Origin of the sequence: Rathayibacter sp. PhB186 (assembly GCF_003751825.1) — a bacterium.
In the GTDB taxonomy this organism is placed as follows: Bacteria; Actinomycetota; Actinomycetes; order Actinomycetales; family Microbacteriaceae; genus Rathayibacter; species Rathayibacter festucae.
On sequence record NZ_RJKO01000006.1, the window covers coordinates 151513 to 174951 of the forward strand.

The window sequence follows — 23439 nt, forward strand, 5'->3', positions numbered from 1 at the left end:
CGGATCCCGTACTCTTGACCGTTGGTGTGGCGCGATCCATGTGCTCACGCAGATTTCCGTTGCCGCTCGGTCCCTCACGGGATGCGAGCCGCGGTGCCGGTCCCCTCGTCCCGTACGAGAGACGGGTACGACCGGGAAGACCGGGGTACGACCCCGTCCTTACAAGCCCCGGACAGCGCTCACGCGCCGTCCAGATGAGAAAACAGGTACGAGAAGTGGTTTACGCAGTTGTGCGCGCCGGTGGCCGGCAGGAGAAGGTCGAGGTCGGCACCATCGTGACGATGGACCGCATCAAGGCCGACGAGAACGGCACCGTGCAGCTGGCTGCCGTGCTCCTCGTCGACGGGGACTCCATCACCTCGGACGCCGCGGCGCTCGAGAAGGTGTCGGTCACGGCCGAGGTGCTCGAGGAGCTCCGCGGTCCGAAGATCATCATCCAGAAGTTCAAGAACAAGACCGGGTACAAGAAGCGCCAGGGGCACCGTCAGGACCTCACGCGCGTCAAGGTCACGGGCATCAAGTAACACCCACACTTCGCTGATCTGCGGCGGGAGCCATCGCTCCGCAGAGCATCAGCACGGGGCTGCGGCCCCCCGGTCTCGAGGAGATGAGAAATGGCACACAAGAAGGGCGCAAGCTCCACCCGCAACGGTCGCGACTCGAACGCGCAGCGTCTCGGCGTGAAGCGCTTCGGCGGTCAGGTCGTCAGCGCGGGCGAGATCATCGTCCGCCAGCGCGGCACCCACTTCCACCCCGGCGTCAACGTCGGTCGTGGCGGCGACGACACCCTGTTCGCCCTCTCGGCCGGTGCGGTCGAGTTCGGCCAGAAGGGCGGCCGCAAGGTCGTCAACATCGTGGTGGCCGCCGCTTAGGCAGCTCTCCTCGGCCGAGCAGGCACAGGACGCAAGGGGCGGGCTTCGGCTCGCCCCTTGCGCGTTGCTGCGGCACCCTCACCGCGAGCCCCGTGCTCGTGAGCGCCGCGCACCTCGGCACCCGGCGTCGGACACTCCGACGCTCCCACCTCCCCATCGGACGGAACACACCATGGTCACCTTCGTCGACAACGTCACGCTGCACCTGCGCGCCGGGCACGGCGGCAACGGCTGCGTCTCCGTCCGCCGCGAGAAGTTCAAGCCGCTGGCCGGCCCAGACGGCGGCAACGGCGGTCACGGCGGCGACATCGTCCTCGTCGCCGATGCGCAGACCACCACGCTGCTCGCCTTCCACCGGCACCCGCACCGCTCCTCGGCCAACGGCGGCCCCGGGATGGGCGACCACCGCGCCGGCGGCAACGGCGACCTCCTCGAGCTGATGGTCCCGGTCGGGACCGTCGTCAAGTCGCCCACGGGCGAGGAGCTGCTCGACATGGACGAGCCGGGCTTGCGCTTCGTCATCGCCCCCGGCGGCCAGGGCGGCCTCGGCAACGCCTCGCTCGCCACCACCAAGCGCAAGGCCCCCGGCTTCGCGCTGCTCGGCACTCCCGGCTGGGAGGGCGACGTCGTCCTCGAGCTGAAAACCGTCGCCGACGTCGCGCTCGTGGGCTTCCCCTCGGCCGGCAAGTCCAGCCTCGTCGCGGCCATCTCGGCGGCGAAGCCGAAGATCGCGGACTACCCGTTCACCACCCTCGCGCCCAACCTCGGCGTCGTCCAGGCGGGGGAGTCGCGCTACACCGTCGCCGACGTCCCCGGCCTGATCGAGGGCGCGAGCGAGGGCAAGGGCCTGGGCCTGGAGTTCCTCCGCCACGTCGAGCGCTGCACCGCTCTCGTGCACGTGCTCGACTGCGCCACGCTCGAGCCGGGCCGCGACCCGCTGACCGACCTCGACATCATCCTCGGCGAGCTGGCCGCGTACCCGGTCGGCGACGGCCAGGTGCCGCTCCTCGAGCGCCCGCAGCTGATCGCTTTGAACAAGGTCGACGTGCCGGAGGCCCAGGAGCTCGCCGACTTTGTCCGCGCCGACCTCGAGGCCCGCGGCTACCGCGTCTTCGAGATCTCGACCGTCTCCCACTCGGGACTGCGCCAGCTGACCTTCGCCCTCGGCGAGATCGTCGAGCAGCACCGTCTCGCCCTCGCGGCCGAGCCCAAGGTCGAGCGGATCACCATCCGCCCGCGCGCCGTCGACGAGAAGGACTACGAGATCCGCGTCGAGGGCGGCTCCTACGGCAACGTCTACCGCGTGCTCGGCACCAAGCCGCAGCGCTGGGTCGCGCAGACCGACTTCACGAACGACGAGGCCGTCGGCTTCCTCGCCGACCGGCTCGCGAAGCTCGGCGTCGAGAACGGCCTCTTCTCGGCCGGGGCCGTCGCCGGCTCGACCGTCGTCATCGGCCCGGGCGACGGCGTCGTCTTCGACTGGGAGCCCACGCTCACCTCGACGGCGGAGCTGATCACCGCCCCGCGCGGCACCGACCTCCGCCTCGAGGAGAACAACCGCAAGACCCGCGCCGAGCGTCGCGACAACTACCTCGAGCGGATGGACGCCAAGGCGGCCGCCCGCGCCGAGCTCGACCGCGAGCGCCAGGGCGGCGTCTGGCGCGTCTCCGACGAGGACGACCTGGTGGGCGACGCCGAGGAGGTCTGACTCCTCGGCACCGCCCTCGGCGAGGGGCCGTCGGCGAATACACTGGCCGGATGCCGCAGACGACCCTCGACAGCTCCGTCCTGACCGAGCGGTTCGCCGCCTCCCGCACGGCCTCGCGGTCCCTGCGCAGCGCGACGACCGACCTCAAGAACCGCGCCCTGCTCGCGATCGCCGACGCCGTCCGCGGATCCGTCGAGCGGGTCGTCCCGGCGAACGGGCTCGACCTCGCGAACGGCCGGGAGAACGGCATGAGCGCCGGGCTGCAGGACCGCCTCCGTCTCGACGAGGCGCGCCTCGGCTCGCTCGCGGACGCCGTAGTCGCGGTCGCCGGTCTCGTCGACCCGGTCGGCCAGACGGTCCGAGGCTCGAACCTGCCCAACGGCGCCTCGCTCACCCAGGTGCGCGTGCCCTTCGGCGTCGTCGGCGCCATCTACGAGGCGCGTCCCAACGTCACGATCGACATCGCCGCCCTCGCGCTCAAGAGCGGCAACGCCGTGATCCTCCGCGGCGGCAGCGCGGCCGAGAACACCAACCGCGTCCTCGTCGAGCTGCTGCAGGAGGCGGTCGCCTCCGTCGGCCTGCCCGCCGAGCTGATCCAGACGGTCGACGACTTCGGCCGCGAGGGCGCCAAGGCTCTGATGCGCGCCCGCGGCTACGTCGACGTGCTCGTGCCCCGCGGCAGCGCCGGTCTGATCGAGTCGGTCGTGACCGAGTCGACCGTGCCGGTGATCGAGACGGGCGCCGGAGTGGTGCACGTCTTCCTCGACGCGAGCGCGGACGAGCAGTGGGCCGTCGACATCGTGCACAACGCCAAGACCCAGCGCCCGAGCACCTGCAACGCGCTCGAGACACTGCTCGTGCACCGCGACGCCGCCGAGCGCCTCCTGCCGCCCGTCCTCGGCCGCCTCGCCGCCGCCGGAGTGACCGTGCACGGCGACGAGCGGGTCCGCGCGATCGTCGCCGATGCGGTGCCCGCCACCGAGGAGGACTGGACGGCCGAGTACTACTCGCTCGACATCGCGGTCGCCGTCGTCGACGATCTCGACGCGGCGATGGACCACATCGCCCGCTACTCCACCCACCACACCGAGTCGATCGTCACGAACGACCTGCGCAGCGCCGAGCGCTTCCTCGCCGAGGTCGACTCCGCGGTGGTGATGGTGAACGCGTCCACCCGCTTCACCGACGGCGGCGAGTTCGGCTTCGGCGCCGAGGTCGGCATCTCGACGCAGAAGCTGCACGCCCGCGGCCCGATGGGACTGCCCGAGCTGACGAGCACGAAGTGGCTGCTGCGCGGGTCCGGTCAGGTCCGCTCCTAGCGCCGCACCCGGCTCGCGGCGGTGTCCGGGTAGACTCGACGACGCCCTGAGTGGGCGATCCCGATTCCAAGGAGCACCGCATGTCCCTCGTGACGACCGTCCTCGCTGAAGCAGCGCACACCGAGCTGCCGATGCCGACCATCGTCTACGGGCTGATCGCCGTCGTCGCCTTCACCGCGCTCGGCTTCGTCACGTGGAGCTACCGCGACGTCGCCAACCGCCACTCGCACAAGACCGGTGCCGGCTCGCACGATTCCCACGGCCACGGCCACTAGTCCGGCGGCCCTGCGATCGTGACGTCCGCCGCGAGCGGAGACCCGCGGCGTCCGCGAATCGGCGTGATGGGTGGCACCTTCGACCCGATCCACCACGGGCACCTCGTCGCCGCCTCCGAGGTGGCGCAGTCCTTCGACCTCGACGAGGTCGTCTTCGTGCCTACCGGCCGGCCGTGGCACAAGAAGACGGTCACGCCGCCGGAGCACCGCTATCTGATGACGGTCATCGCGACCGCGTCCAACCCGCGCTTCACCGTCAGCCGCGTCGACATCGACCGCATCGGCACGACGTACACGATCGACACGCTCCGCGACATCCACCTCGCCCACCCCGATGCCGAGCTGTTCTTCATCACGGGAGCCGATGCCGTCGAGCAGATCCTGAGCTGGAAGGACTACGACGAGCTCTGGGAGCTGGCGCACTTCGTCGCCGTCAGCCGGCCGGGTCATGCCCTGTCCGTTTCGGGATTGCCGGCTCAGGACGTATCCTTGTTGGAAATTCCGGCGCTAGCGATTTCCTCGACGGACTGTCGGAGCCGCGTGAACCGGGGTGATCCGGTCTGGTATCTGGTTCCCGACGGTGTCGTCCAGTACATCTCGAAGCACCACCTGTATCGGAGCACGCCATGACAGTTCAGCACGAGGGCGCGCCGCTCACCCGGCGCGAGATCCGCGAGCGCGAGCGAGCCGCGGCCGGCGCCGCGCCCGCCGCCGCACCGACGACCTCCCGCCGCGCCGCGACCGCGTCCGTCACCGCCGCGGGCGAGATGCCCGTCCTCACCGCGACCCAGGCCCTGCGCGTCCCCGTCGTCGCGCCCACTCCCGCCGCCGAGCCAGAGCTCAGCACCTCCGCCATCGAGGTCGTGCTCCCCGAGGGCGTCGACCGCAGCACGCTCACCCGCCGCGAGCTCCGCGCGCTGCTCGCCCAGCAGCAGGCCGAGCAGGTCGCCGCGACCCCTGAGGCCGCGCCCGCCGACGCCGCGCAGGAGTCGGCGAAGGCCGAGCCCGAGGCCGCCGCGGAGGAGACCGCCGCCGAGGCGTCCGCTCCCGAGGCGTCCGACGTCGAGCAGCCGGCCGACGAGTCCGAGCAGTCGGACGACGAGCCCGAGCAGCCCAAGCTCAACACCGCCCTCTTCGCCACCGTCGGCACGCTCGACATCGCGGACGAGAAGGCCACAGAGATCACCGGCAGCTTCCACCCGCCGATCGAGCACCTGGCCATCACCGACGAGCTCGACAGCAAGTCCAAGGAGGAGGTCGACGCCTCCTTCGACTCCCTCATCGCGAGCGGAGTCGCCGCGACGGGCGCCGTCACCACGACGAACGCCCTGATCCTGCCGACCGCGGGAGACGCGTCTCCCGTCCGCACCGACACGGGCGAGGTGCTCGTCACGGGCTCCTTCGACCTGCCGCGCAGCCTCGGCTCCACCGGTCAGCACCCCAACCTCTACGACTCGCCCGATGTCGACCGCTATGTCGACCGCATCGACCGCGAGCAGCCCGCCTCCGACTCGGAGCCCGTCCGGGCGTCGAGCGCCGTCTCCACGCACGCCGCCGGCACCGCGATGATCGCCCCGCAGAAGCGCCGCGCCGTCAGCGTCCCGGTCGTGCTGGCCATCACCGCCGCCGTGCTGCTGGTCGCCTCGATCGCGCTGTTCATCGGCGGCTTCGTCCTCAACATCTTCTGATCCACCACCGACACTGAAGGCTTCATGACTGCGACCGCTTCCGCCCGCGCCCTGCTCGACCTCGCGGCCACCGCCGCCGACTCCAAGGGCGGGGAGGACCTCGTCGCGCTGGACGTCTCGGGTCCGCTGCCGCTCGTCGACATCTTCTTCCTGGTGACGGGGCGCTCCGAGCGCAACGTCGTCGCCATCGCCAACGAGGTGGAGGACCGCCTCAACGAGTCCGGCGCCAAGCTCCTGCGCCGCGAGGGCCGCGCCGAGGGCCGCTGGATCCTGCTCGACTTCGGCGACCTCGTCGTCCACGTCTTCCACGAGGAGGACCGCATGTACTACTCCCTGGAGCGCCTCTGGAAGGACTGCCCGGTCGTCCCGATCACGGTGGCGAACGCCGTTCCCGCCGACTCCGCGGCCTCCTCGAACTGAGGAACACGCCCGGCGTCGCCGCTCGATTTCACTCCACGCGCTTCGTGTTGTAGTTTATTCGAGTTGCTTCCGCCGGGCGGAGGAGCGGGCCGCAAGGCCGGTACCTCGAGTCCGAGAAGCGCACCAAGGGTCCGTGGCGCAGCTGGTAGCGCACCTGCATGGCATGCAGGGGGTCAGGGGTTCGAATCCCCTCGGATCCACCGCAAGGCAGAAAGCCCCGCACTTCTCCGGAAGTGCGGGGCTTCTCTCGTTCCCGCGCGTGCAGCGCCCGGTCGTTCGGCGCCACCGCGCGTGAGCTCCCGGCACCTCCGTACCATCCGTGGGATGCGCACCCACCTCTCGAGATCTCACCGAGCTTCGAGCGCGGCCCCGCTCCCGCCGGTCCGGCTCCCCACGATTCTTCTCGACGCACTTGCCGGCGACCCTCTCCGTCGCTCGACGACCCTCGCCTTCTTCCGCGACTCCGGCTCGGGTGATGTCGTCCTCCGAGCATGGTCGGCTGACGACGGCAGCGCCGCCGTCGTCGGGTTCGAATACTCAGGCGAGCGCGCGCCGTTGACGTTCGACCTCTCGCGCCTCCTCGCGCTCTCGCCCGCGGCGCTCGGCGAGCGCTGGCTGGTCCTCGGCACACCGGTCCGCTTCCGGCACACGCTCTACGGCTCGCCGGCAGCCCTCGCCCCACTCCTGGAGCGTGTCGTGCGCGAGTGCCGATCGATCGGCATCGACGGGGTCGTCGTGCCGTGGGTCGACCTCGACGACGAGGCCATGAGTGCCCTGCTCACCGAACTCGGCTGCCGCTCGGTGTTCTCCGACGCGGATTGGCGGCTCGACACCGGCGGGCACGCCGATCTCGACGGTCTCCTCGCCGCCCTGCCCCGCACGGCCCGCAAGCAGTTCGCGAGTGACCGGAACCACTTCGCCCGGACGCGCTGCACGATCCGGGACTGGCAGCCGGGCGACGAGGCGTTCGCCCCGCGGCTGCACCGCGAGTTCATGGTCGACCACGGGCACCATGGAGCCGAGTTCACCGACGACGCGTTCGGCTCCTTCTCGGAGCTCCCGGGCGCGCGGGTGCGGGTCGCGGTAGATCCCGAGGAGCGGCCGGTCGGATTCGCGATGGCGATCCACGACGACACGACGATGCACGTCCTGCGCTGGGCGCGTCCCTCCCGGGGAGTCCCGGACCGTCTCTACGCGACGCTCGGCTACCTCGATCCCGTCGAGTTCGCGATCGGGGCCGGGGTGGAGCGCGTGTGGCTCGGCAAGAGCGCGCACCGCTTCAAGCGGCTGCGCGGGCTGACCCCGGTGCCCGCGGCCTTCCACTTCCTCGCGTTCGATCCGGACCGGCAAGCGCGGCTCGCCCGTGCGGCGGAGACGGCGGACCGGACGGCGCGGGAGCGGTATCGGCTGGCGCTGGAGAGCTGAGTGCTCCGCCAGAATGGCGGGATGCCGACTCCGACCGCGCCGCGCGGCCTCATCACCCAGTTCTCGATCGTCGACGCGCTGCTGGCCGGTCTGTTCGACGGCGTCGTCACGCGCGCCGAGGCCGACGAGGCCGGCGACTTCGGATTGGGCTGCGGCGACCACATGGAGGGCGAGCTGGTCGTGCTCGACGGCGTGCACCGGCTGTTCCGCGGCGACGGCTCGGTCGTCGTCCTCGAGCCGGAGGACACGATCGCGTTCGCCGAGCTGGCCCGGTTCGCTCCGGACAGCACAGAGTCGGTCGAGGCAGTGCCGTCGCTCGACGCCCTGCTGACGGCGGTGCGGCGGACCGTGCCGAGCCCGAACGTGTTCGTCGGCGTCCGGCTCCGAGGCCGCGTCGAGCACCTGACGCTGCGGCAGCCGATCGCCCAGGTGAAGCCGTACCTCCGCCTGGCGGACGCGATGCGCGACCAGCGCGAGGTGCACCTGAGCGACGTCGAGGGCACGATCGTCGGCTTCTACGGCCCCAAGCCGTTCCAGGGGATCAGCGTCGCCGGGCTGCACACCCACTTCGTCGACTCGAGCGGCTCCGTCGGCGGCCACGTCCTCGCAGCGTCCGGGCTGAGCGGCGAGCTGGCGGTCGAGCAGTACGCCGGGCTCACCGTGCGCCTCCCGGAGTCGGAGGACTTCCTCGCCGCGGACCTCGACGACGAGGTCGGCAGCTCCGACGCCGCCATCCGCGCCGTCGAGACCGACCACGCGCACTGAGACGTGCACTGAGGCGCACTCCTGCGGGGGAGCGGCGGCCCTACCCTGGACGCATGCCCACGCTGCGCGACGTCCACGCCGTCATCGACCGTCTCTGGCCCGAGGGGGCCGCGGAGGACTGGGACGCTCCCGGTCTCGTCACCGGTGACCCGGCTGCGCAGGTCGAGCGGATCCTCCTCGCGGTCGACGTCGTCGCCGACACCGTCTCCGAGGCCGTCGACGGCGGCTACCAGCTCCTCCTGGCCCACCACCCGCTCCTGCTCCGCGGGGTCACCTCGATCGCGGAGGACGGCTACAAGGGCCGCCTGCTCGCCGAGCTGATCCGGCACGGCTGCGCCCTCGTCTCCGCGCACACCAACGCGGACATCGTGGCGGACGGCGTCTCCGACGTGATCGCGACGCGGCTCGGGCTCACCGGCACGACGCCGCTGGTCCCCGGCGAGGACCCGTCTGTCGGCCTCGGCCGCGTCGGCGACCTCGCCGAGGAGGTCACGCTCGGCCGTCTGGCCCGCGCCGTGGCCGAGCTGCTGCCCGCGACCGCCGGGGGAGTCCGTGCCGCCGGCGACTACGAGGCGCCCGTCCGTCGGGTCTCGCTCTGCGGCGGAGCCGAGGACTCCCTCCTCGACAGCCCTGCGGTCCGCACGAGCGACGTCTACCTCACGGCCGACCTCCGGCACCACCCGGCGTCGGAGGCGCGCGAGAAGGCCCGCCACGGCACCGGACCGGCGCTCCTCGACGTCTCGCACTGGGCGAGCGAGTGGCTCTGGCTCGACGTCGCCGCCGAGGCCCTGCGCACCGCGCTGCCGGGGGTCGTCGTCGACGTCAGCGAGACCCGCACCGACCCCTGGGATTTCGCCATCGTCCACTGACGCTCCGCGAGCGCGCGAGAATGGAGCCGGCACGCCCACCCTCCGTGCCGGGAACGAGGACCGCGACGTGATTGCCAGCCCCGCCGACCAGCGAGAGCTCCTGACTCTGCAGAGTCTCGACACGAGGGGCAACCAGCTCCGTCACGCCGTCGCCACCCTGCCGCAGATCGCGGCGATCAAGGCTATGCAGACCCGCGACAACGAGACCCGCCGCACCCTCGCGGAGCGCAACGGCCGCCTGGAGGACGCCCGCACCGAGCTCGGCCGCATCGAGTCCGACGTCGAGGTCGTCGACAAGCGCCTCGCCCGCGACCGCGACCGCCTGCAGACCGCCTCGTCCGCGAAGGACATCGCCGCACTCGAGGGAGAGATCACCTCGCTGGTCAAGCGCCGCGGCGACCTCGAGGATATCGAGCTGACGCTGATGGAGCGGATCGAGGGCATCGAGGCCGAGGTCGCCGCCGCCCAGGCCGAGCGCGACGAGGTCGTCGCCGGCATCGCGACCCTCGCCGAGGAGCGCGACGCCCAGGCCGAGAAGCTCGCCGGCAAGCAGGAGGCGCTCGCCCGCGACCGCGCCTCGCTCGTCGAGAAGATCCCGGCCGACCTGGTGGAGCTCTACGAGAAGCAGCGCGCCCGCTACGGCGTCGGCGCGGCGCTCCTGCGCGGCAAGGTGTCGGAGGGGAGCGGCGTCGCCCTCACCGAGTCCGACCTCGCCTGGATCCGCACCACTGCGCCCGACCAGGTCGTGCTCTGCCCCGACAGCGGCTGCATCCTGGTCCGCGGCGACGAGTCGACGCTCGCCTGACCCGGCCCGTACACTGGGTCCGCGAACGGGCCGGCAAGACGGTCGCGTCGCCGGGGTGAGAGCCCCGGCGCCGAGGAACGTCCGGGCTCCGCAGAGCAGGGCGGTGGGTAACACCCACCCGGGGCGACCCGCGAGACAGTGCCACAGAGAACAGACCGCCACGGGCTCCGGCCCGCGGTAAGGGTGAAACGGTGGTGTAAGAGACCACCAGGGGCCGGAGTGATCCGGTCCGCTCGGTAAACCTCGCCCGGAGCAAGGTCAGACAGAGGACGATGCGGCTGCTCGTCGGGTCCTCGGGTAGACCGCTGGAGGGTCACGGCGACGTGCCCCCGAGAGAGATGGCCGTCCAGCGCCCGCCGAGAGGCGCGGCGTGAACAGAACCCGGCGTATCAGCCTGCCCCTTCGCCCCGAAATGCCCCGCTTCGCGGGGCATTTCGTGTCTCGGGGCAGGCTGGTGCTTGTTACCGCGGCGGTCCCCGCCCGCCGCGGCGCGGTCGGCTCGAGCGGAGGGTCGCGTTCCGCAGAGCGTCCCGCGTCCGGCTCCGGAGAAACGCTGGCACGCGTTTCTCCGACTCGCCTCGCACTCATGCTGATCGAGTAGCCCTCGGAGAGGGCGTATCGAGATCCCGCCCTGCTGGACGAGTGCCTGGGGCCGCCGTTCGGTGACGTCGGTCTCGATACGCCGCTGCGCGGCTACTCGACCAGCAAGAGGGAGGCGGGCCCGTCCGGGCAGGAGGGGCGCCACGTCAGTCGCGCAAAAGGTGCGCCGCGATCCTGCTGATCGAGTAGCCCTCGGAGAGGGCGTATCGAGATCCCGCCCTGCTGGACGAGTGCCTGAGGCTGCCGTTCGATGACGTCGGTCTCGATACGCCGCTGCGCGGCTACTCGACCAGCATGGAGGGGGCGGGCGTCAGAGGCGCCGACCCTGCCGACCGCTCTCGCGCAGCGAGGCTCACCGGCGAAACGCGTGCCAGCGTTTCGTCGTAGCCGAAGGCGAGACGCCCTGGCGAACGCGGCCACCTGTCGGGGCCGACGGCGCCGCGGCGGGCGGGGACCGCCGCGGAAGGAGGTACCGCCTCAGCGGCGGACGCCGCCGCCTGCCAGGGCCGCGGCGCCGAGGATACCGGCGTTGTTGCGCAGCGCCGCCGGCACGATCGGGGTGCGCAGGTCGAGCAGGGGCAGGAACTCCTCGTGGTGCTTCGAGATGCCGCCGCCGACGATGATCAGGTCCGGCCAGAGGAGCGCCTCGAGGTGGGAGTAGTAGCGCTGCAGGCGCTTGGCCCAGTGCTTGTAGTCGAGGTCGTCCCGCTCCTTCGCGGCGAAGGACGCCTTCTTCTCGTAGTCGCCGCCGTGGATCTCGAGGTGGCCGAGCTCGGCGTTGGGGATGAGGACGCCGTCGTAGATCTGCGCGGTGCCGATGCCGGTGCCGAGCGTGGTCATCAGGACCAGGCCCTTCTTGTCCTTCGCCGCGCCGAAGCGCGACTCGGCGTAGCCGGCGGCGTCGGCGTCGTTCACGAAGAAGATGTCGCGGCCGATGGCGACCTCGAACAGCTTCTCGGCCTCGAGTCCGATCCACTCGTCCGAGACGTTCGCGGCGGACATGGTGCGCCCGTGCACCACGGCGGCCGGGAAGCATATCCCGACGGGGGTGTCGGCCGGTGCGTCCGGGAGCATGCCCAGGATCTGCTGCACCGTGGCGACGATGTCCTTCGGGCGGCCGCCCTCGGGGGTGGCGACCTTCATCCGGTCGCTGAGGAGGGCGCCCTCGCCGAGGTCGACGTACGCCCCCTTGATGCCGGTCCCTCCGATGTCGATTCCGATCGCGGTCGCAGCAGCAGTCATACCGGCCATGCTAGCGAGGCGCGAGGGGGAGCGACCGGCGACCGGCCCCGGCGTAGGATCGCGACATGTCTGACGGTGATGCGAACTCCTGGTGGTACAACCTCAAGTCCGGCGCGGTGGAGCAGGGCTTCCAGTCCCCGTCCGTCGACCGCGCGGGCCCCTACTCGTCCCGCGAGGAGGCGTCGCACGCCCTCGAGAAGATGCGCGAGAACACCCGCCGCTGGGACGAGGAGGACGCGGAGGATCGCTGATCCCGCGCTGAGCCGGGTCGCGCCCCGCTACTCGTAGCTGTGCTCGGCTCCGGGGTACGCGCCGGCCTCGACGTCCTCGCGGAACGCGGTCACCGCGCCGGTGAGGACACCGCGCAGGTCGGCGTACTGCTTGACGAAGCGCGGCACGCGGCCGGTGGTCAGCCCGGCGAAGTCCGTCCACACGAGCAGCTGACCGTCCACGTGCGGGCCGGCACCGACGCCGATCGTCGGGATGCTCAGCTCCTCGGTGACCCGGCGGGCGGCCTCGCTCGGCACCATCTCGAGCACGACGGCGAACGCGCCGGCGTCCTGGACGGCGCGGGCGTCGGCGAGCAGCTGCTCGATCCCCTCGCCGCGGCCCTGGATCATGTGCCCGCCGAGGCCGTGCTCGCTCTGCGGGGTGAAGCCGATGTGCGCCATCACCGGGATGCCGGCCTCGACGATCCGCCGGATCTGCTCCGCGGAGCGGACGCCGCCCTCGAGCTTCACGGCGTGCGCGTGCGTCTCCTTCATGAAGCGGAAGGCGGTGTGCAGCGCGTCGTCCGGGCCCGACTCGTAGGAGCCGAAGGGCAGGTCGGCGACGACGAACGCGCGCTCGACGGCGCCCGCGACGGCCCGGGCCAGCGGGATCAGCTCGTCCACCGTGACCGGCAGGGTCGTGTCGTAGCCGAGCACGGTGTTGCCGGCCGAGTCGCCCACGAGCAGGAAGTCGATGCCCGCCTGGTCGAAGATGCGGGCCGTGAGCACGTCGTAGCTGGTGAGCCCGGTGATCCGCACCCCCGCGTCCTTCGCGGTCTGGAAGTGGCGGGTTCTCACGCGTTTCACGGGCTGCGCTGACATGCGGTCGAGTCTATCCGCGCCCCGTCGGGGCTCCGCGGGGAACGGCCGGGCGCCCAGCAGGGGAGGGGCGGAGCCACTAGCCTGGGAGCGAAACAGGAAGGGCCTTGATGGACAAGCAACGGGACTTCGTTCTTCGCACCATTGAAGAGCGAGGGATCAAATTCGTTCGCCTCTGGTTCACGGACGTCGTCGGCACGCTCAAGTCGGTCGCGATCGCGCCGGCCGAGGTCGAGGGGGCGTTCGCCGAGGGTCTCGGCTTCGACGGCTCCGCGATCGAGGGACTGACCCGCTCCTACGAGGCCGACGTGCTGGCGCACCCGGATCCGTCGACCTTCCAGATCCTGCCGTGGCGCGGCGAGATCGATCCGACGGCGCGGATGTTCTGCGACATCACCACGCCGGACGGCCAGCCCGCCGTCGCCGACCCGCGGAACGTGCTCAAGCGCACGCTCGCGAAGGCGGCCGAGCGCGGCTTCACGTTCTACACGCACCCCGAGATCGAGTTCTACCTGCTGAAGTCGTCGACCTTCGGCGCCGAGGGGCCCGAGCCCGTCGACTCCGCCGGCTACTTCGACAACGTCCCCGGCGGCACGGCGCACGACTTCCGCCGCCGCTCGGTCCGGATGCTCGAGGACCTCGGCATCTCGGTCGAGTTCAGCCACCACGAGGCGGGCCCCGGCCAGAACGAGATCGACCTCCGCTACGCGGACGCGCTGACCACGGCCGACAACATCATGACCTTCCGCACGGTCATCAAGGAGGTGGCGATCGAGCAGGGCGTCTACGCGACCTTCATGCCCAAGCCGCTCTCCGGCCACCCCGGCTCGGGCATGCACACGCACCTCTCGCTCTTCGAGGGCGACATGAACGTGTTCTACGAGCAGGGCGCGCAGTACCAGCTGTCCAAGCTCGGCCGCCAGTTCATCGCCGGGCTGCTCAAGCACGCGCCCGAGATCACCGCGGTGACGAACCAGTTCGTCAACTCGTACAAGCGGCTCTGGGGCGGCGACGAGGCGCCGAGCTACGTGTCGTGGGGCCACAACAACCGCTCCGCGCTCGTCCGCGTGCCGCTGTACAAGCCCAACAAGGGCCAGTCCTCGCGCATCGAGTACCGCGCGCTCGACTCGGCCGCGAACCCCTACCTCGCCTACTCGCTGCTGCTGGCCGCGGGACTCAAGGGCATCGAGGAGGGCTACGAGCTCCCCGCCGAGGCCGAGGACAACGTCTGGACGCTGTCGGACGCCGAGCGCCGCGCCCTGGGCTACAGCCCGCTGCCGGCGAGCCTCGACCGCGCGATCTCGCTGATGGAGGAGTCGGAGCTCGTCGCCGAGACCCTCGGCGAGCAGGTGTTCAACTTCGTGCTGCTCAACAAGCGGAAGGACTGGGCCGAGTACCGCGCCCAGGTCACCCCGTACGAGCTGCGCAGCAACCTCGAGATGCTCTGACCCCTCCCGCCATGCCCCGCGAACGCACGCTGAGCGAGGTCGCCCGCCTCGGTTTCGCCGCACTCGGCGAGACCGGGGCGCGGCTCGCCGAGGCGGAGGAGCTGGCGAGCCGCTCGCTCGAGTCGGTGGTGCCGGCCTTCGCGACGGTGGCCGATCCCGACGCGGCGCTCGGCGCGCTGCTCGATCTGCTGCGCAGTCACCGCGGCCGGATGGACGCGGTGCTCGCGGACGACGCCGCGATCACGCGCCTGCTGCTCGTCCTGGGGGCGTCCTCCGGTCTCGCGTACTTCCTGCAGCGCCGGCCCGACGAGCTCATCGGCTTCCTCGACCCCGTCCGGGTCCTGCCGGGTCGCGGCGAGCTCAAGCAGGAGCTGCTCGACTCGGTCGGCGCCGTCGACGGTGTCGCGTCGCTGCACGAGGAGGACGGCTGGACGGCCCTGCGGGTCCGCTACCGCCGACTGCTCACCCGCGTCGTCGTGCACGATCTCGGCCAGGCGGATCCCGTCGCGGCGATCGATCGCGTCGCCCGGACCCTCGCCGACCTCGCGGGGGCGGCCCTGGAGGCGTCGCTCGCCGTGGCGCGCGCCGACCTGATCGCGGGCTCCGGACCCGGTCGCTTCTCTCGCGAGGAGGTCGTGGCGACCCGCTTCGCCGTCATCGGGATGGGCAAGGCCGGCGCCTCCGAGCTCAACTACGTCAGCGACGTCGACGTCATCTTCGTGGCCGAGGGCGACCCCGAGCGCGGCCTCTCGAACGCCCGCGCGATCGACATCGCGACTCGGCTCGCCGTCCTGCTGATGCGCGGCACCTCCGCGCTCGCGCTCGAGCCGGAGCTCTGGGAGGTCGACCCCAACCTGCGGCCGGAGGGGAAGCAGGGCGCGCTCGTGCGGACCCTGGAATCGCACATCACCTACTACGACCGCTGGGCGAAGAGCTGGGAGTTCCAGGCCCTGCTGAAGGCCCGCCCGCTCGCGGGCGACCTCGAGCTCGGCCGCGCCTACGTCGACGCCGTCGCGCCCAAGGTCTGGTCGAGCGCGTCGCGGGAGAACTTCGTCGAGTCGGTGCAGCGGATGCGCGAGCGCGTCACCGAGAACATCCCGCAGAACGACGTCCACTACCAGATCAAGCTCGGCCCGGGCGGGCTGCGTGACATCGAGTTCACGGTCCAGCTGCTCCAGCTCGTGCACGGTCAGACCGACGACGAGATCCACATGCCGGGCACCCTGCTGGCCCTCGGTGCTCTCGCCGACCGCGGCTACATCGGCCGCGCGGCGGCGGAGGAGTTCGCGCAGGACTACCGCGCACTGCGCCTGCTCGAGCACCGGCTCCAGCTGCGCAGGCTCCGGCGCACCCACCTGATGCCGCGGGACGAGCACGAGCTGCGCACCCTGGCCCGGGCGAGCGGCCTCGCCCGCAGCGCCGAGGAGCTCCTCGTCGTCTGGAACTCCATCAAGCACCGGGTGCGCGGGCTGCACGAGCGGCTGTTCTACCGCCCGCTGCTCTCCGCGGTGGCGGCGCTGCCCGACGGCGGGATCGAGCTGTCGACCGGTCAGGCGGAGGCGCGACTGGCGGCGATCGGCTTCGCGGACGCCCGCGGCGCCCTCGGCCACATCGCCGCGATGACCTCGGGTGTCTCTCGGCGCGCGAGCATCCAGCGGCACCTCGTCCCCGTCATGCTGCAGTGGTTCGCGGACGGCGCGGATCCCGACTACGGGCTCCTCGCCTTCCGGCGCCTCAGCGACACCCTCGGCGGGACGCCCTGGTTCCTCCGGATGCTGCGCGACTCCTCCGGGGCCGCGAAGCGCCTGACGACGGTCCTCTCCGGCTCGCGCTTCGTCGGCGAGCTCCTCGACCGCATCCCGGAGTCCGCGGCGTGGCTCGAGGACGACGACGCGCTGCGACCGCGCAGTGCCGAGGGGCTGGCCGAGGAGGTTCGCGCGGTGCTCGCACGGCATGAGACTCCGGAGGCGGTCGCCACGGCGCTGCGGGGCATGCGCCGCCGGGAGGTGCTCCGCACCGCGATGGGCGGCGTCCTCGGCCTCAGCACCATCGAGGAGATCGCGACCAGCCTCTCCGACATCATCTCCGCGCTCCTGGGCGGCGTGCTCGCTGCCGTCCGCCGCTCGAGCACCGGTCGCCGCGGATCCGCCGCGGAGTTCGCCGTGATCGGCATGGGGCGTTACGGGGGAGCGGAGCTGGGCTTCGGCTCCGACGCGGACGTGATGTACGTGCAGCGACCGGGCGAGGCGGACCCGCACGAAGCGCAGCTCTACGCGCAGTTCCTGGTCGCCGAGCTCGTGCGCCTCACGGAGGACTCGCGCCTGCCGCTCGACCTCGACGCCGATCTGCGGCCCGAGGGCAAGAACGGTCCGCTGGTGCGCTCGCTCGACTCCTATCGCGCCTACTACGCCCGCTGGTCGCTGACGTGGGAGGCGCAGGCACTGCTGCGGGCTCGCGGGGTGGCCGGCGACGCGGCGCTGATCGCCGACTTCGAGGAGCTGGCCGACGGTGTCCGCTACCCGGCCACGATCTCGGACCGCGACATCCGCGAGGTGAAGCGGATCAAGGCCCGCGTCGAGAGCGAGCGGCTGCCGCAGGGCGCCGACCCGAAGCGCCACCTCAAGCTCGGCCGCGGCTCGCTGAGCGACGTCGAGTGGCTGGTGCAGCTGCTGCAGCTGCAGCACGCACGGACGATCCCGGCGCTGCGGACCACCTCGACGCTGACCGCGCTGAGCGTGGCGGAGGAGGCGGAGCTGATCTCGCCGCCCGACGCGGAGCGGCTGCGCGCGGCCTGGCTCCTCGCCTCGCGGGTGCGCTCGGCGATGACCCTGTTCACCGACCGCACCGCCGACGTGCTGCCGGCCGACCGCCGCCAGCTGGACGGCGTGGCACGGCTCCTGGAGTACCCCGCCGATTCGGCCACGCAGCTCGAGGACGACTACCTCGGCGTCACCCGCCGGGCCCGCGCCGTCTTCGAGCGCCGCTTCTACGGCCCCGTCGAGGTCGACGCTCCGACCTACCGCTGACGCCCGCGGGTCCGTCCAGGAACGCGGAAGGGCCGCTCCTCCGGAGAGGAACGGCCCTTCGTGCAGTGCGCGAGCGCTGCGATGCGTCGGATCAGACGCCGTAGTACAGCTCGAACTCGAAGGGGTGCGGGCGCTGCGCGAGGGGCTTGATCTCCTTCTCGCGCTTGTAGTCGATCCAGGTCTCGATGAGCTCCTGGGTGAACACGCCGCCCTGGAGCAGGAAGTCGTGGTCGGCCTCGAGGGCGGCCAGGGCCTCCTCGAGCGAGGCGGGGACCTGCGGGATGAGCTTGGCCTCCTCCGGGGGCAGCTCGTACAGGTCCTTGTCGACGGGCTCGTGCGGCTCGATGCGGTTCTTGATGCCGTCGAGGCCCGCCATCAGCTGCGCGGCGAACGCGAGGTACGGGTTGCCCGAGGCGTCCGGCGCACGGAACTCGATGCGCTTGGCCTTCGGGTTCGTGCCCGTGATCGGGATGCGGATCGACGCGGAGCGGTTGCCGGCCGAGTAGACCAGGTTGACCGGCGCCTCAAAGCCCGGGATCAGGCGGTGGTACGAGTTGACCGTCGGGTTCGTGAACGCGAGGACGGCGGGGGCGTGCTTGAGCAGGCCGCCGATGTACCAGCGCGCGACGTCCGAGAGTCCGCCGTAGCCGTTCTCGTCGTAGAACAGGGGCTTGCCGTCGTTCCAGAGCGACTGGTGGGTGTGCATGCCCGAGCCGTTGTCTCCGAAGAGGGGCTTCGGCATGAACGTGGCGGTCTTGCCCCACTGCTCGGCCGTGTTCTTGACGATGTACTTGAACTTCAGGATGTCGTCCGCGGAGTGGACCATCGTGTCGAAGCGGTAGTTGATCTCCGCCTGGCCGCCGGTGCCCACCTCGTGGTGCGAGCGCTCGAGGATGAGGCCGGCGTCGATCAGCTTGAGGCAGATGTCGTCGCGGAGGTCGGCCTGCTTGTCGACCGGGCTGACCGGGAAGTAGCCGCCCTTGTAGGGGGTCTTGTTGCCGAGGTTGCCGCCCTCTTCGACGCGGCCCGAGTTCCAGGCGCCCTCGACGGAGTCGACGGAGTGGAACGCGGAGTTCTGGGTGACCTCGTAGCGCACGTCGTCGAAGATGTAGAACTCGGCCTCGGGGGCGAAGAACGCGGTGTCGGCGATGCCGGTCGACGCGAGGTACTTCTCGGCCTTCTTGGCGACCTGGCGCGGGTCCTTCGAGTAGATCTCGCCGTTGCGCGGGTTGTAGATGTCGAAGACGATGATCAGCGTGCGCTCGACGCGGAACGGGTCCACGTAGGCGGTGGTCACGTCAGGGATCAGTTGCATGTCCGATTCGTGGATGTTCGCGAATCCGCGGATCGAGGACCCGTCGAAGAGCTGGCCGACGGAGAAGAACTCCTCGTCGACCGTCGAGGCGGGGATGTTGAAGTGCTGCTGGACACCGGGGAGATCGGTGAACCGGATGTCGAGGAACTTGACGTCCGTGTCCTTGATGAACTTGAGCACCTCGGAAGAATCTTTAAACATGCAAAGGTCTCCAATGGCGTAACGGGTGGCTGCAGACGCAGCCGTTCCACAGTAGTCACCGGCGGTTACCCCGCCGTGTCCCTCGTGTTTCGGGCGTGTTACACGGGGTCCCGCCGAGCGGGTCGCGGCCGGCCTCCGCTCCCGGCGGGCGCGCGGGCTGCGCGGGTAGCATCGGAGGATGCCAGCACCCGAGCGCAGGACCTTCGCCGACGTCGCCCCGAGCACGCGGCCGGGGGAGCGGCTCGGGCTCCCCGAGACCGGCCGGATGTCGATCGCCCGGCCCGGTCGCCGCTTCGCCGCCCTCGCCGTCGACTTCGCGATCGTCGCGCTGCTGTCCTTCGTCTTCTTCGGCTACGACCGCTGGGCGAGCATCGTCCTCTTCGTGGTGCTGCAGGCGGTGTTCATCCCGACCATCGGCGGGAGCATCGGCCACCGGCTGCTGGGTCTGCGCGTCGTCCGCCTCGGCGGCGGCTGGGTCGGCGTCTGGCGTCCGCTGGTGCGGTCGGTGCTCCTCGCCGTGCTCGTCCCCGCCCTCGTCTGGGACTCGGACCAGCGCGGCTTCCACGACAAGGTCGCGGGCACGGTGCTCGTCCGCTACTGATCGGGCCGTCGCCCGGGAACGACGAACGGGCCGGCGGGAGTGATCCCGGCCGGCCCGTTCGTGTGCTCGTCCCGTGCGTCAGCGGGAGCGCTGCGGCCGCACCTTGAAGGGGTCGACGCCCTTGGGGATCGGCAGCGAGGTGTTCAGCGAGGCGAGGCGGTTCTTGACGGCCAGCACCTCCGCCTTGGTCAGCACCTTCTTCGTCTTCGCGAGGGCGCGGGGCACCTTGTGCAGCGGGACGGCGCCCTCGTCGGGGCCGACGTTCACGAAGGTGACGGGGACGTTGGGGAGGATGCGGGTCACCTTGCGGCGCTCGTCCTCGAGCATGCGCTTGGTGCGGCCGGTCGGGCCCTCCGCGATCAGCACGACACCGCCGCGGCCGACGGCGCGGTAGACCGCGTCCTGCGTCTTGCCGTTGACGGCGACCGGCATCTCGCCGCCGGTCCAGGTGCCGCGGAGTCCGCTGCGCAGGACGGCGCCCACGGCGCCCGGCTGGCCGGCGATCTGCCCGTAGGCGGCGCGCTCGGCGCGGCGGGAGAGGACCGCGAGGCCGGCGACGAGTCCGGCCATCACGCCGACGACGATCCAGAGCGCGATGACGAAGCCGTTGCCGTCGCCGAGGAGGACGCCGAGGAGGATCCCGATCAGGATCGGGACCAGCAGCGCCAGCAGGATGATCCAGACCGCGCTGCTGTCGTAGCGGCGGGTCATCTGGAACACCTGCCACATCTGCTTGAGACGTCCTGGTTCCTTGACCGCCTTCGTCGACGGTTCCGTGCTGCGTGCCATTCCTCCAGGATACCGAGCGGACCCGGTGGGGGAGACCGATCCGAGCGGATCCGCCGGACCTCCCCTCCTCCCCAGCGACGGCACACCGGATCCGTCCACCGATCGGGCCTCCGCCGCCCCGGCGAGCCGGCTCGCTCGACACCCTCGGAGCATGGCAGCGAGCGGTGAGAGCGAACGGAGCGGCGGACAGCCGCTCGAGGGGGTCGCCGGTCACGCCGTGGTGGGCTCCGGAGCGCACGGGCCGGTCGTCCGCGACGGCGACGGCCGGCTCCTGAACGCTCTCCGGCTCTCGCAGGAGCGGGCGGAGGGCGCGCTGCGGTCGGGGATCGAGCGGCTCGCGCCGCACGAGCACCGGCAGCGCCTCGTCGACGTCGGGGTGCACGCCGATGGAGCCGTCCTCCTCACCACCCCGGCCGTCGTCTCGACCCTCGAGCAGGTGCTCGAGTCCGGTGCGGTGCTGCCGCCGGGGGTCGTCGTCACCCTCCTCGCGCCGGTCGTCGGCGCCCTGCGTGACGCGGCGGCGTCGGGAGTCCACCCGCTCCCCGGTGCCGAGGCGATCGGAGTGACGGAGGAGGGACGTCCGGTGCTGCTGCTCACCGAGGCGCCGACGGGATCGACCGAGGCCGACGTCGTGGCCGCGGTGATCGGGCTCCTCGGACGCTGCCGTCGGAGCTGCCCTGCCTGGCGGGGGAGCCCGCGGGACGACGACGACCTCGCGGCGCTGGAGGCGCTCCTCTACCGCTCCGCGGCGCCGTTGCCCCTCCGCGTGGTTCACCGGCCCGAGACGGCGGCCGACCGGGAGCGGTCGAGCGGGGTCGTCGAGAGCCCGCCTGCGCGACACCGCCGCACGCATCCGCTGGACGGCTGGCGCGATCGGGTGCGCGCGCTGGTGGTCCGCCGCCGCGGCCCCCTCGTGACCGCGGCCGTCGTCCTCGTCGGCGCGCTGGTGATGACGGGCCTCGGCCCAGACCGGAGCACGGGAGCGGAGACGGCCGCGTCGACGCGGACGCCGGCGCCGGTGCCGTCAGCGTGGACGCCGGCACCGAGTCCCGTCGCTCCGACGAGGCCGGTACCGGCGACCACGCCAGCGACCGCGGGAGCGACACCGACACCTCCGGTGAGAGCCGTGGCGACGCCGACACGGGCACCGGCACCGGCGACGCCGAGCGCCGGGCCGACGGTCCGGCCGCCGCGCGCGGAGCTCGGGGCGGAGGAGGCGGCGACTGCCCTTCTCGCGGCGGCCCGGCACTGCGGCGACTCGGACAGCGCCTGCGCGGCGGCGCTGACCACCCCCGACTCGCCGATCCGCATCGACGGGGGCTCCGCGTTCGCAGCGCTCCGCACACCGGCCTCCGCCGTCATCGCGGTGCGCGTGGACGTGAACGGCGCCTCCGCCGTGGTCGCCGTCGGTCCGGATCCGGGAACGACGACGGCCTCCGTCCTGATGATCAGGACGGAGGCCGCCTGGCTTCTCCGCGACGTCTTCACCGACGCGGGCCGCTAGTGCGGCGCGTCAGCGTGGCGGCGTCAGATGCCGAGGTCGTTCTCGAACGAGCCCTCCTCGAGGCGCTCCTTGATGGCCACCAGGAAGCGGGCCGCGTCGGCGCCGTCGACCGTGCGGTGGTCGTAGGAGAGGGCGAGGAACACGGTCGAGCGGATCGCGATCGCGTCGCTGCCGTCGACCTGCACGACGGCCGGCTTCTTCGTGACGATGCCGGTGCCGAGGATCGCGGTCTGCGGCAGGAACACGACGGGCGTGTCGAACAGCGCGCCGCGCGAGCCGGTGTTCGTCAGGGTGAAGGTGCCACCGGCCAGCTCGTCGGGCTTGAGCTTGTTGTTGCGGGTGCGCTCCGCGAGGTCGCCGATGGTGCTGGCGATCTGCGCGAGGGTGAGCTCCGACGCGTTCTTCAGGACCGGCGTGAGCAGTCCGCGCTCGGTGTCGACCGCGATGCTGATGTTCTCGTGGTCCGGGTAGACGATCGAGTCGCCGTCGAGCGTCGAGTTGATCACCGGGTAGGCCTTGAGGGCTTCGGCGGCCGCGAGGGCGAAGAACGGCAGGAAGGACAGCTTGGCGCCGGTCTTCTCGTTGAAGGTCTTCTTGACCGAGTCGCGGAAGCGGGCGACGGCGGTGACGTCGACCTCGACGACCGAGGTGAGCTGGGCGGTCGACTGCATCGACTCGACGGCGCGCTGCGCGAGCACCTTGCGCAGGCGGGTCATCGGCTGCGTCGTGCCGCGCAGGGGCGAGGTCTCGAGCGGCGTGCGAGCGGCCTTCGCGGCGGCGGCGGCCGGAGCCGAGACCGGGGCGGGAGCCGACTTGGCGGCCTCGACGGCGTCGAGCACGTCCTGCTTGCGGATGCGCCCGCCGACACCGGTGCCGGTGAGGGTGGAGAGGTCGATGCCGTTCTCGCCGGCGAGCTTGCGCACCAGCGGGGTGACGTAGCCGGGGTTCGAGTCGGTGGGCTCGGGGGTCGCGGCCGGCGCGGGGGCGGCGGCGGCGGGGGCCGGAGCGGCGGCGGCGGGAGCCGGGACCGACGGAGCGGGGGCGGACGCCTCCGGAGCGGCGGGCTTCTCGGCGGCGGGGGCCGGCTCGGGCTCGGCGGGGGCCGGAGCCTCCTCCTCGGTCTCCGCATCGACGGACGGGGTGGCCTCGTCGGTCGGCTCGGTCTCGGCGGCCTCGGCCTCGGGAGACTCCTCGGCGGCCGGCTCCTCGGCGGGGGCTTCGGGCGCGGACGTGGCTCCGGAGCCGTCGCCGATGCGCACCAGCTCGGCGCCGACCTCGACGGTCTCATCCTCCTGGACGAGGATCTCCTCGATGACACCGGCGACGGGCGAAGGGATCTCGGTGTCGACCTTGTCGGTCGAGACCTCGAGCAGCGGCTCGTCGACCTCGACGCGGTCGCCGACGTTCTTCAGCCAGCGGGTGACCGTTCCTTCCGTGACACTCTCTCCGAGTGCCGGGAGGCTGACGGATTCGCTCATG

At 71.7% G+C, this 23439-nt stretch carries 22 protein-coding genes, 1 tRNA gene and 1 other RNA gene; 19 read left to right on the forward strand and 5 right to left on the reverse strand.

Features of this window, described 5'->3' with window-relative positions; genetic code table 11:
- The first annotated feature begins 215 nt into the window (after window positions 1-215).
- From rplU to rnpB, 14 genes are all read left to right on the forward strand, one after another.
- Entirely contained in the window at window positions 216-524 is a 309-nt protein-coding gene (rplU, locus tag EDF45_RS15560; protein WP_123445822.1) for a 50S ribosomal protein L21, read from the forward strand.
- Window positions 525-614: 90 nt separating this feature from the next.
- On the forward strand, window positions 615-872 hold the full coding sequence (rpmA, locus tag EDF45_RS15565) for a 50S ribosomal protein L27 (protein WP_123445823.1): 258 nt from the start codon (window positions 615-617) through the stop codon (window positions 870-872).
- A 172-nt stretch (window positions 873-1044) separates the two neighbouring features.
- A complete protein-coding gene (gene obgE / locus EDF45_RS15570; protein ID WP_123703517.1) occupies window positions 1045-2580 on the forward strand; it encodes a GTPase ObgE in 1536 nt (511 codons plus the stop codon).
- Between the two features lie 50 nt (window positions 2581-2630).
- Entirely contained in the window at window positions 2631-3899 is a 1269-nt protein-coding gene (locus EDF45_RS15575; RefSeq protein WP_123736922.1) for a glutamate-5-semialdehyde dehydrogenase, read from the forward strand.
- An 80-nt stretch (window positions 3900-3979) separates the two neighbouring features.
- Complete coding sequence (locus tag EDF45_RS15580) at window positions 3980-4174, forward strand: hypothetical protein (RefSeq protein ID WP_123445826.1); 195 nt, start codon at window positions 3980-3982, stop codon at window positions 4172-4174.
- Window positions 4175-4192: 18 nt separating this feature from the next.
- A complete protein-coding gene (nadD, locus tag EDF45_RS15585) occupies window positions 4193-4804 on the forward strand; it encodes a nicotinate-nucleotide adenylyltransferase (RefSeq protein ID WP_123732279.1) in 612 nt (203 codons plus the stop codon).
- Window positions 4801-5862 (forward strand): hypothetical protein, encoded by a 1062-nt coding sequence (locus EDF45_RS15590; RefSeq protein WP_123736923.1) that lies wholly within the window; start codon window positions 4801-4803, stop codon window positions 5860-5862. Before nadD ends, EDF45_RS15590 begins: the two co-directional genes overlap by 4 nt.
- A gap of 24 nt (window positions 5863-5886) precedes the next feature.
- Window positions 5887-6282, forward strand: a complete 396-nt coding sequence (gene rsfS, locus EDF45_RS15595) for a ribosome silencing factor (RefSeq protein ID WP_123445829.1) — start codon at window positions 5887-5889, stop codon at window positions 6280-6282.
- Window positions 6283-6409: 127 nt separating this feature from the next.
- A tRNA-Ala gene (locus EDF45_RS15600) sits at window positions 6410-6482 on the forward strand.
- Window positions 6483-6837: 355 nt separating this feature from the next.
- Window positions 6838-7707 carry a peptidogalycan biosysnthesis protein gene (locus tag EDF45_RS15605; protein ID WP_185020216.1) on the forward strand — a complete coding sequence of 290 codons (870 nt, stop codon included), beginning with the start codon at window positions 6838-6840 and terminating at the stop codon, window positions 7705-7707.
- A gap of 21 nt (window positions 7708-7728) precedes the next feature.
- Window positions 7729-8472 (forward strand): acetolactate decarboxylase, encoded by a 744-nt coding sequence (locus EDF45_RS15610; protein WP_123741030.1) that lies wholly within the window; start codon window positions 7729-7731, stop codon window positions 8470-8472.
- 53 nt (window positions 8473-8525) lie between these two features.
- A complete protein-coding gene (locus tag EDF45_RS15615) occupies window positions 8526-9341 on the forward strand; it encodes a Nif3-like dinuclear metal center hexameric protein (RefSeq protein ID WP_123736926.1) in 816 nt (271 codons plus the stop codon).
- Between the two features lie 67 nt (window positions 9342-9408).
- Window positions 9409-10146, forward strand: a complete 738-nt coding sequence (locus EDF45_RS15620) for a zinc ribbon domain-containing protein (RefSeq protein WP_123445833.1) — start codon at window positions 9409-9411, stop codon at window positions 10144-10146.
- A gap of 26 nt (window positions 10147-10172) precedes the next feature.
- Window positions 10173-10551: RNase P RNA component class A (rnpB, locus tag EDF45_RS15625), an RNA gene on the forward strand.
- 672 nt (window positions 10552-11223) lie between these two features.
- Here the strand turns inward: rnpB and ppgK are convergent.
- Window positions 11224-11988 (reverse strand): polyphosphate--glucose phosphotransferase, encoded by a 765-nt coding sequence (gene ppgK / locus EDF45_RS15630; RefSeq protein ID WP_123736927.1) that lies wholly within the window; start codon window positions 11986-11988, stop codon window positions 11224-11226.
- Window positions 11989-12053: 65 nt separating this feature from the next.
- On the opposite strand from ppgK, the gene EDF45_RS15635 reads away from it, so the two are divergent.
- Window positions 12054-12239: an SPOR domain-containing protein gene (locus EDF45_RS15635; protein ID WP_123445835.1), complete on the forward strand. Its 186-nt coding sequence runs from the start codon at window positions 12054-12056 to the stop codon at window positions 12237-12239.
- A gap of 27 nt (window positions 12240-12266) precedes the next feature.
- Here the strand turns inward: EDF45_RS15635 and panB are convergent, their stop codons facing one another.
- Window positions 12267-13079: a 3-methyl-2-oxobutanoate hydroxymethyltransferase gene (gene panB, locus EDF45_RS15640; RefSeq protein WP_123736928.1), complete on the reverse strand. Its 813-nt coding sequence runs from the start codon at window positions 13077-13079 to the stop codon at window positions 12267-12269.
- A gap of 107 nt (window positions 13080-13186) precedes the next feature.
- On the opposite strand from panB, the gene EDF45_RS15645 reads away from it, so the two are divergent.
- Both EDF45_RS15645 and EDF45_RS15650 read left to right on the forward strand, forming a co-directional pair.
- Window positions 13187-14524 carry a glutamine synthetase family protein gene (locus tag EDF45_RS15645; protein WP_123736929.1) on the forward strand — a complete coding sequence of 446 codons (1338 nt, stop codon included), beginning with the start codon at window positions 13187-13189 and terminating at the stop codon, window positions 14522-14524.
- Between the two features lie 11 nt (window positions 14525-14535).
- Complete coding sequence (locus tag EDF45_RS15650) at window positions 14536-17550, forward strand: bifunctional [glutamine synthetase] adenylyltransferase/[glutamine synthetase]-adenylyl-L-tyrosine phosphorylase (protein WP_123736930.1); 3015 nt, start codon at window positions 14536-14538, stop codon at window positions 17548-17550.
- A 91-nt stretch (window positions 17551-17641) separates the two neighbouring features.
- Here EDF45_RS15650 and glnA read toward each other — a convergent pair whose 3' ends face one another.
- The gene (glnA, locus tag EDF45_RS15655) at window positions 17642-19066 is read right to left on the reverse strand and encodes a type I glutamate--ammonia ligase (RefSeq protein ID WP_123445839.1); all 1425 of its coding nucleotides are present in this window, start codon (window positions 19064-19066) and stop codon (window positions 17642-17644) included.
- 178 nt (window positions 19067-19244) lie between these two features.
- On the opposite strand from glnA, the gene EDF45_RS15660 reads away from it, so the two are divergent.
- The gene (locus tag EDF45_RS15660; protein ID WP_123703545.1) at window positions 19245-19667 is read left to right on the forward strand and encodes an RDD family protein; all 423 of its coding nucleotides are present in this window, start codon (window positions 19245-19247) and stop codon (window positions 19665-19667) included.
- A gap of 78 nt (window positions 19668-19745) precedes the next feature.
- Here EDF45_RS15660 and EDF45_RS15665 read toward each other — a convergent pair whose 3' ends face one another.
- Window positions 19746-20456 (reverse strand): DUF4191 domain-containing protein, encoded by a 711-nt coding sequence (locus EDF45_RS15665; protein WP_123445841.1) that lies wholly within the window; start codon window positions 20454-20456, stop codon window positions 19746-19748.
- A 151-nt stretch (window positions 20457-20607) separates the two neighbouring features.
- On the opposite strand from EDF45_RS15665, the gene EDF45_RS15670 reads away from it, so the two are divergent.
- Complete coding sequence (locus EDF45_RS15670; protein WP_148060305.1) at window positions 20608-21960, forward strand: hypothetical protein; 1353 nt, start codon at window positions 20608-20610, stop codon at window positions 21958-21960.
- Window positions 21961-21983: 23 nt separating this feature from the next.
- Here the strand turns inward: EDF45_RS15670 and sucB are convergent, their stop codons facing one another.
- The gene (gene sucB / locus EDF45_RS15675) at window positions 21984-23438 is read right to left on the reverse strand and encodes a 2-oxoglutarate dehydrogenase, E2 component, dihydrolipoamide succinyltransferase (RefSeq protein ID WP_123736932.1); all 1455 of its coding nucleotides are present in this window, start codon (window positions 23436-23438) and stop codon (window positions 21984-21986) included.
- Window position 23439 lies beyond the last annotated feature (1 nt).